Annotated in this window: 8 protein-coding genes; 3 read left to right on the forward strand and 5 right to left on the reverse strand. The window is 74.3% G+C overall.

Annotation, left to right across the window (positions count from 1 at the left end; all coding sequences use genetic code 11):
- The 3 genes from ACWJ6R_RS25900 to ACWJ6R_RS25910 all read left to right on the forward strand — a co-directional run.
- On the forward strand, positions 1–239 hold a 239-nt coding region (locus ACWJ6R_RS25900; RefSeq protein ID WP_449064731.1), incomplete at its 5' end, for a hypothetical protein.
- Between the two features lie 197 nt (positions 240–436).
- Positions 437–2,473, forward strand: coding sequence for an NACHT domain-containing protein (locus ACWJ6R_RS25905; RefSeq protein WP_449064732.1), 2,037 nt, complete (start codon positions 437–439; stop codon positions 2,471–2,473).
- Positions 2,474–2,579: 106 nt separating this feature from the next.
- Positions 2,580–3,245, forward strand: a complete 666-nt coding sequence (locus ACWJ6R_RS25910; protein WP_449064733.1) for a response regulator transcription factor — start codon at positions 2,580–2,582, stop codon at positions 3,243–3,245.
- A 7-nt stretch (positions 3,246–3,252) separates the two neighbouring features.
- Here ACWJ6R_RS25910 and ACWJ6R_RS25915 read toward each other — a convergent pair whose 3' ends face one another.
- The 5 genes from ACWJ6R_RS25915 to ACWJ6R_RS25935 all read right to left on the reverse strand — a co-directional run.
- Entirely contained in the window at positions 3,253–3,453 is a 201-nt protein-coding gene (locus ACWJ6R_RS25915) for a hypothetical protein (RefSeq protein WP_449064734.1), read from the reverse strand.
- A 20-nt stretch (positions 3,454–3,473) separates the two neighbouring features.
- A complete protein-coding gene (locus ACWJ6R_RS25920; RefSeq protein WP_449064735.1) occupies positions 3,474–3,908 on the reverse strand; it encodes a sensor domain-containing protein in 435 nt (144 codons plus the stop codon).
- Entirely contained in the window at positions 3,905–5,236 is a 1,332-nt protein-coding gene (locus ACWJ6R_RS25925; RefSeq protein ID WP_449064738.1) for an FtsX-like permease family protein, read from the reverse strand. Before ACWJ6R_RS25925 ends, ACWJ6R_RS25920 begins: the two co-directional genes overlap by 4 nt.
- A 5-nt stretch (positions 5,237–5,241) precedes the next feature.
- Positions 5,242–6,018, reverse strand: a complete 777-nt coding sequence (locus tag ACWJ6R_RS25930; protein WP_449064736.1) for an ABC transporter ATP-binding protein — start codon at positions 6,016–6,018, stop codon at positions 5,242–5,244.
- A gap of 174 nt (positions 6,019–6,192) precedes the next feature.
- The coding region (locus ACWJ6R_RS25935) for an SDR family NAD(P)-dependent oxidoreductase (protein ID WP_449064737.1) at positions 6,193–7,679 on the reverse strand (1,487 nt) is incomplete at its 5' end.

Raw genomic sequence — 7,679 nt, forward strand, 5'->3', positions numbered from 1 at the left:
ACGACTACCAGCTGACCATCACCTCCGCAGTGGAGGAGCAGACCGCCACCACCGGGGAGATGAACCGCAACGTCTCCGATGCCGCCCAGGCCAGCACGCACATCGCGGCCAACATCGCGGTGCTGGCCGACGCGACGAAGGTGACTGCCGAGGGCGTCGTCGAGAGCCGGCGGGCCGCGGCCGACCTGGCCGAGCTGTCGGCCCGGCTGCACCAGCTGGTGGCCGGCTTCCGCTACTGAGACGGGAGATGCGATCGACTCCGTGAACGCATCCGGTGACGTCCCGGTGCCGGATGCTTTCACGGGGCCATGTGCCGGAAGCCGGACGCCCTGCGCGACGGCCCCGGGGCCCTGACGGTCTCGGGCGGATGGTCGGCGGACGGATAAACCGGCGAGGACCTGTCATGGCCGGGCACGGTGCGTCAGTATCGATGGCTATGAGCAGAGATCGCCGCTCGGGCAGAATGTACGGCGTCATCAGCGCGGCGGCGTTCCTGACGGCGTTGGCGGCCGCCGCGGCCGGCGCCTGGCTGCTGCCGGAGGCCCAGGGCGTCGGAGACGTCGATCCGCTCAGCGCGGTCATCGCCCTGCTGGCCCTCGCGGTGAGCCTGTGGACGCTGCACCTGTCACAACGGCAGCCGCTCACCTGGGCCGAAGCGCTCGAGAAGCTGGCCACCGATGTCCTGACGACCGAGCAGGAGGCCCGCCACCGGCTGCTGGGCGGCGGTCTTGCGCCGATCAACGTCACCTTCGCCTTGCGCCGCGCCCCGACCCGTCAGGTGATGGCCTTCCCCTCCGGCGGCACCCTGCGGGAGATCGTCGCCTACTACCGGCCGCCCCGTTCCCGGTCTCCGCACCGGCTGGTGATCACCGGCGCACCCGGCGGCGGCAAGACCGTCCTGGCCGTCGAGCTCATGTTGGGCCTGTTCGCCGGGCGCCGGGCCGGCGATCCGGTGCCGGTGCGGATCTCGGCCGCCTCCTGGGACACCCGGCGCAGCGTCGAGGAACTGCTGCAGGGCTGGATGGTGGACGTCTTCCGCCTGCCTGCGGCCGTCGCCGGGCGGCTGGTGGCGGCCCGGCTGGTGCTGCCGGTGCTGGACGGCCTGGATGAGATGGACGCCGACCCCGCCCCCGGCGGCGCCTCCCGCGCAGGCCGGGCCTTGGCCCAGGTGGACGCCTACCTGCACGGCAGCGACCGCGCCGATGTGGTGCTGACCTGCCGCACCGCCCAGTACCAGGCGCTGCGTGCCGCCCGCAGCGGTGGCGCCGACATCACCTGGGTGGAGATCCTGCCGGTCCGGCCCGTCACGGCCGCGGGGTTCCTGCGCGACCGCATCCAGGACTCACCGCGGTGGCGGCGGTGGGACCAGGTACTGGAGACGATGCGAGCCGACCCGGACGGGCCGCTGGCGAAGGGCCTGTCCACCCCGTGGCGACTCACCCTGGCCGTGACCGTCTACGAACGCCCCGCGCTCGGCGATGACTCCGGCGAACCGCACCGGGCCGTCGCCTGCGACCCCGCCGAGCTGATCGCTCTGGGCTCCGCCGAAGCGATCGCCGATCACCTGCTGGCACGGCTGATCGGCGCCGTCACCCCCGCCGACGCCCCCTACACGCCGCGGCAGGTACGGTCCTGGCTGGCGGTCCTGGCCCGCTACCTGGACCGCAACGCCAGCGGCCCTCCCCCGGTGCCGGACGGGCGATCCCTGTCGGGCACCGACCTGGTGCTGTACGAGCTGTGGCCGCTGGCCGGGTTCCGCCTCCCGCGGATCCTGCATGCGCTGCCCGTCGCCCTGCCGTGGGTGCTCGCCGGAGTGACGGGAGTGCTCGCCTGGGGTTTCGACCTGGCGGTGGGCATCGCGATCCTGGCGGGCCTCATCGTGACGGCGGGGGCGTGGTCGGCGTGGCCGGAGCCGCGGCATCTGCGCGTGCCCGTGCTGACCGCGCGCGCCGACTGGCGCCGTATCGTCTCCGGGACCGTCGTCGGCCTGGCGGCCGGGCTCGCCGGAAACCTCGTGGTCGGCGTGCTGGCCGGCCTGGTGATCGGCCTGGTGGAGACCTCCACCGGCTTCGGAACCGCGACGGCGCGCACTCCCCGCACCGTGGTGCGGTCCGACGCCGCCAACGGCCTGGTGGTCGGCTCGGGGATCGGGCTCGCCGCCGGCCTGGGGATCGCCTTCACCGCCGGTCCTGTACCGGGGCTCGTGGCAGGGGTGGCGGCCGGACTGGCGTTCGGCCTTCCGACCGCGACCGTGACGGTGCGCTACCTCGCGTTCCTGCTGTGCACTCGGCGCTGGAGCCGCCGCCCGCTGCCGTGGCGGCTGGGCCGGTTCCTGCACTGGTGCACGCAGGTCGGCCTGATCCGCGTCGCCGGGATCGCCTACCAGTTCCGCCACCGGGAGCTGCAGGACCACCTGGCCCGCCACCCTGCCCCCGGCCCCGTCAACCGGCGTGAGGCTCCGGCCGGCGCGTGAACCCGCCCGGGGCCTTCGGCGCCTGCCGGCCGGGAACGCCGGGCCGACCTAGAACGCCGGGTCGGCCTAGAACGCCGGATCGGCCGCCGCGTGCCATCATGTGCTCGTGGAGGAGAACCGGCCGCTGCGGGTGGTCATCGCCGAAGACCACGTCATCCTGCGCGACGGCATGGTGGAGTTGCTGACCGGGCGCGGCTGTGAGGTCGTCGCCACGACGGGCACCCCGGAGGGCCTCCACGACGCGGTACGCGCCCATCGGCCGGACCTGGCGATCGTGGACGTCCGCATGCCGCCCTCCTTCACCGACGAGGGCATCCGGGCCGCCGAACGGCTCCAGGCCGACCATCCGGATCTCGGCGTGCTGGTCTTCTCCCAGCACGCCGAGCCGGCGTGGGCCGCCAGGCTGCTGGCGACTGGCGCGCACGGCGCCGGATACCTGCTCAAGGAGCGGGTGGCGGCCGTCTCCCAGTTCGTCGACGCCCTGCACCGCGTCGGCACCGGCGGCACCGCGCTCGACCCGGAGATCGTCGACAAGATGATGCGCGGCGGCCGGCGCCGCCTCGACCGGCTCACCGGCCGGGAGCGGGAGGTGCTCGAGTTGATGGCGCAGGGCTACTCGAACAAGTCGATCGCGGCGCGGCTGGTGGTCACCGAGCGGGCGGTGGAGAAGCACGTCGCGGCGATCTTCGGCAAGTTCGACCTGCCCTCGACCGACGCCGACAACCGCCAGGTCAAGGCCGTCGTCACCTACCTGACCGAGGTGGGCGCCTGAGTCCGGCTCAGATGCTCGTCGGCATCCTGATCTCGGCCCGGGTGGGGCCGCCGGGCGGGCTGTCGACGGTCAGCGTGCCGTCGACCGCGGCGAGCCGTTCGCGCAGCCCGGCCAGTCCCGTACCGGCGCCGATGCCCGCGCCGCCCCGGCCGTCGTCGGCCACGGTGATCCGCAGCCGGCCGCCCTCGGCCGAGGCGTCGAGCCGCACCTCGCTCGCCCCGCGGTGCGTCAGCCGACCGGATCGGTGAGACCTGCCCGGACCCAGGCGACCGCGGTCGGTGACGCCGCGATGCCGGCCGGCTCCTCGATCCGGACGTCCAGCAGCGAGCGCAGCAGCTTCCGGTGCAGCCGCCCGGTGAGCCGGGCGGCCCGCAGCTCCCCGGCGATGACGGGAAGCCCGACGACGGTCAGGGCGAGCAGGCCCCCGGCGTACGTGCCCAGCAGCACGAGGAGCAGGCCGAGCAGCGCCACCGGGAAGCCCGCGAGGGCGAACACGATCTCGCCGGCGCGCGGCCGCGGCCACGACCGCGCCGCTCGGAACCGCGCGGGGAGAGCACCGGCCGGAACCGTGCTCCCGGCCGGTGTCCGCCTACCGGTCTCGCCGGTCTTGCCTGCCTCGCCGGTTACGCCGGTCTCGCCGGTCACGTCGGCCTCGCCGGTCACGGCGCCGTCACCGTGGTGGCCGGGTCGAGCGCGATGGTCCGCAGACCGGCGGCCATCTCCGTGGTCACCGCGAGGACCACCGCGCCGATGAGGATCGGCGCGTAGTCGCCCATGGCGACGTACGGCACCGGCTCGCCGGTCAGCGACAGCGCGAACGCGACGCTGACCGGGGCGGCGACGGCGATGCCGAGCACGACACCGGTCAGCGCGGTCAGCACCGACTCGGCCGCGAGCATCCGGACGAGCTGCCGCTTCGTGGCGCCGATCAGGCTCAGCAGCGCGTACTCCCGCTTGCGGGCCGTGATGAGCGAGATCAGCGTGGTGAGCGTCGCCACCGCCCCGAACAGGGCGAGCAGCGCCACCTCCACGCCGCGCAGCCAGACGTCGTCGTCCGACACCGCGTCCGGCAGCACGCCGGCCACCTGGTGGCGGATCGTGCCGGTGATCGCCAGGAACGTGGTCGACAGGCCGACCAGCAGCGCGATCGGCACGACCGCGGAGGACAGCCGGTGGGCATGGCCGCGCAGGTTGGCCGCGGCCAGCCAGCCGCCCGACTCGCCGCCGCGCGACAGCCGCAGCGGCAGGCCGAGCAGGGTGACGACGATCCGGGCCAGCAGGGGCCCGAGCAGGGCCAGCGCGACCATCAAGGCCAGTGCTCCGAGCAGGGCCGCCTGGGCGGCCTCGTCCGGCTCCCTGCCGACCAGGAAACCGCACAGCACCCCCACGCCGCCGACAACGAGCAGGCCGAGCAGCATCCGGAACCAGCCGATCCGGTTCGTCTCGGCCGACGTCTCGGCCATCGCCGTGCTCGGCGTGCTGTTCGAGATCCGCCAGGTGGCGAAGAGCGTCGCGATCAGGCCGACGAGGACGGTGGCCAGCGTGGCGATGAGCGGGGGCAGCGGGTTGCCGGGCACGGTGGCGCCGGTCGGCGCCAGGCCGCGGTCCACCAGCGCGGACAGGAAGATCCGCGCGGCGATCGCGCCGGTCACCCAGGCGAGCGGTGATACCAGCAGGATCAGGCCGACGACCTGGAAGCGGATGAGCCGGCGCACCTGCCGCGGCGTGGCCGCCACCGTGCGCAGCAACGCCAGTTCGCGGTGCTGGCGGCGGATCGCGAAGCCGAGCGTGCTGACCGCGACGAAGGCCGCCATGATCATCGCGATCTCGCCGAACACGCCGCCGATCGCACCGAGGCCGGAATCGCCCTCGGTCGTGGCCGCCGTGGCGATCATCGACCCGAACATGGTGATCGTGGACACCGACAGGAACAGCGCCGACGCGAGCCCCGCGAAGGAGGCGGGACGGGCGCGCAGGGCGCCCAGGGCCATCCTGATCACGGGAGTTCACCCAGTCTCTCCGCGATGACCGCGGCCGACGGCCTGGTCAGGTCCTCCACCAGCTCGCCGTCGGTCATCATCAGCACCCGGTCGGCGAAGCCGGCGGCCAGCGGGTCGTGGGTGACCATGACGCACGTCTGCCCGTGCTCCTCCACCCCCTCGCGCAGCAACCGGAGGACCTCCCGGCCGGTGTTGCGGTCGAGGGCGCCCGTCGGCTCGTCGGCGAAGAGGATCTTCGGCTGGCTGTAGAGCGCGCGGGCGATCGCCACCCGCTGCTGCTGCCCGCCGGAGAGCCGGCCGGGCCGCTCCTTCTCGCAGCCGCCCAGGCCGACCCGGGCGAGCACCTCGCCGACCCGCACCCGGTCGATCCGGTCACCCATCAGGCGGGTGGGCAGCACGACGTTCTCGGCGACCGTCATGGCCGGCATCAGGTTGTAGGCCTGGAAGACGAAACCGACCATCGAGCGCCGCAACCGGGCGAGCTTGCGCTCCCGCAGCCCGGTGATCTCGGTCGGGCCCCAGCGGACGGTGCCCCGGGTGGGGCGGTCCATGCCGGCCACGCACTGCAGCAAGGTGGTCTTGCCGGAGCCCGACGGACCCATGACCGCGGTGAACGAGCCCGGGGAGAAGGCGACGTCGACCCCCCGGAGCGCGTGCACCCGGCCGCCGCCGCGTTCGAACTCGCGGCGCAGCCCCTGAACCCGGATCTCCCGGTCGGCGCCGCCGCCTGCTGGACCGATACCGTGCACCTGCTCGTTCCCAAGGAGTGACATGATCCCATTCTCGGCGCGCCGGCCGCCCGGGACGATCGTGATAACACCCCGATCCGGGGTGTGGGTACCCACACCCCGGTGCGGGATCCTCGGGGCGGGGGGCGAAGCGTCCGGCCCGAGCAGGCCGGCGGCCGGCTTCCCCGCCGTCTCCCCCCTCCGGCACGTCGCAGGCCGTCAGTACCCCGTCCCCGGGTCCACCCGCGCGATGAACAGCACGGGCTCCCCCGCCCGCGATCCGGCCCAGCCGCCTTCCACGGGCAGCAGCCGGTCCACGCGCTGCGCCCCCGGGCGGGGCACGATCCGGTCAATGGTGAGGAGGTCGCCGGTCACCGGGCCGGCCGCGCGGACGGCGGCCTCCAGAGCGGCGGGCGCGATGCCGTGAGCGGGAGGGAAGGGGGTCGTCCACAGGTCGGCGGCCGTCACGGCGGGCAGGGGGTCGTCCGCCGTCCCGAGGACGAGCCCCGACCAGGCCAGGCGGCCGCCGCCGCGTGCCTCGGCGGCGGACGGCGCGGGGGTCAGGGGAGGGAGCGCGGGGGATTCCGGCCGGTAGAGCAGGCGCATCGAACCGGCGACCGAGCCGTCGGCGGCGCCGATCGTGACGTGGACCGTCCAGCCCTCCTCCGTCGTCTCGCCCACCGCCGACGTGGTGAACCGGCCGCCGTCCAGGACCAGCGCCGACGGGCGCACCCGCACGTCGCGCACCGCGGCCAGGTGCTGCAGCGGCCAGCCGGGCGGCACCACCCAGTCGGCGACCGAGCACGCCTGCTCCACCAGCACCGACACCGGCAGCGCCGGTCGGCCGTCCACCGTGAAGTCGGCCAGGCAGGGATGGGAGCCGGGCCGGTGGACGATGGAACCGCGCAGCGAGCGGAAGGGCCGGAACTCCTCGACGGCGCCGAGGAAGTGCGCCAGGCCGTGCAACCGTGGCAGGTCGGGGTGGCCGGTGAACAGCCAGAAACCGCGCAGCTGCGTGGGCACCAGCGCACCGCCCACCTGGCCGATGAACATGACCTCGCCGGTGCCGCCGGAGCGGAGCTCGTCGATCCAGCGGCGCACGCCCTCGGCGGGGTCGAGGGTGGACACGTACCTGACCGCCGCGTCGTAGTTGGCGATCACGCCCAGGCGCTCCCAGGTCGGCCAGCAGAGCGTCTGCGTCGGCAGCCCGTACGTGTTCCGCGCCCAGAACCCCAGCCGCGGCAGCGCCTCGTTGCCCGCCGCGTAGTCGATCTGGCCGATCATGCCGCCCATGCGCCCGGCCAGCGACCCCACGTTGCAGAAGACCTTGAGCGCCGCCCGCCGCTCCGGCGTGGCGAGCACCGCCTTGGTCAGGGACGCGAACCCCGACACCTTCACCTCGACGGTGCGCACGACCTCCTCGGGGGTCTTCCTGTCGAGCCTGGTCGGCAAGTCGATGCCCGCGTTGTGCACCACCACGGCCGGGGCTGGCAGCCGGGCGAACAGGGCGTCCACCTGTTCCTGCCGGACGCAGTCGCACGCCTCGTAGGCGATGCGCAGGCCGTCCCGCTCGGCGGCGGCCAGGTTGGCGGCGACCTGGCGCAGCTCCGACTCGCGTTTGAGCACCGCCCGCGTCTCCCGCAGGGCGTCGGCGGTGCGGGCGGCGGCGATCCGGGCGCGGCGGTGGGCGGCGTAGCGGTCGTCCG

The sequence above is a fragment of the Planomonospora algeriensis genome (assembly GCF_977012225.1).

What these genes read in the sequence shown, in the direction of transcription:
- ACWJ6R_RS25905 (WP_449064732.1), top strand. Translation starts at nt 437, where the DNA reads ATGAGCAGAGATCGCCGCTCGGGCAGAATGTACGGCGTCATCAGCGCG.
- ACWJ6R_RS25925 (WP_449064738.1), bottom strand. Translation starts at nt 5,236, where the DNA reads ATGGCCCTGGGCGCCCTGCGCGCCCGTCCCGCCTCCTTCGCGGGGCTC.
- ACWJ6R_RS25930 (WP_449064736.1), bottom strand. Translation starts at nt 6,018, where the DNA reads ATGTCACTCCTTGGGAACGAGCAGGTGCACGGTATCGGTCCAGCAGGC.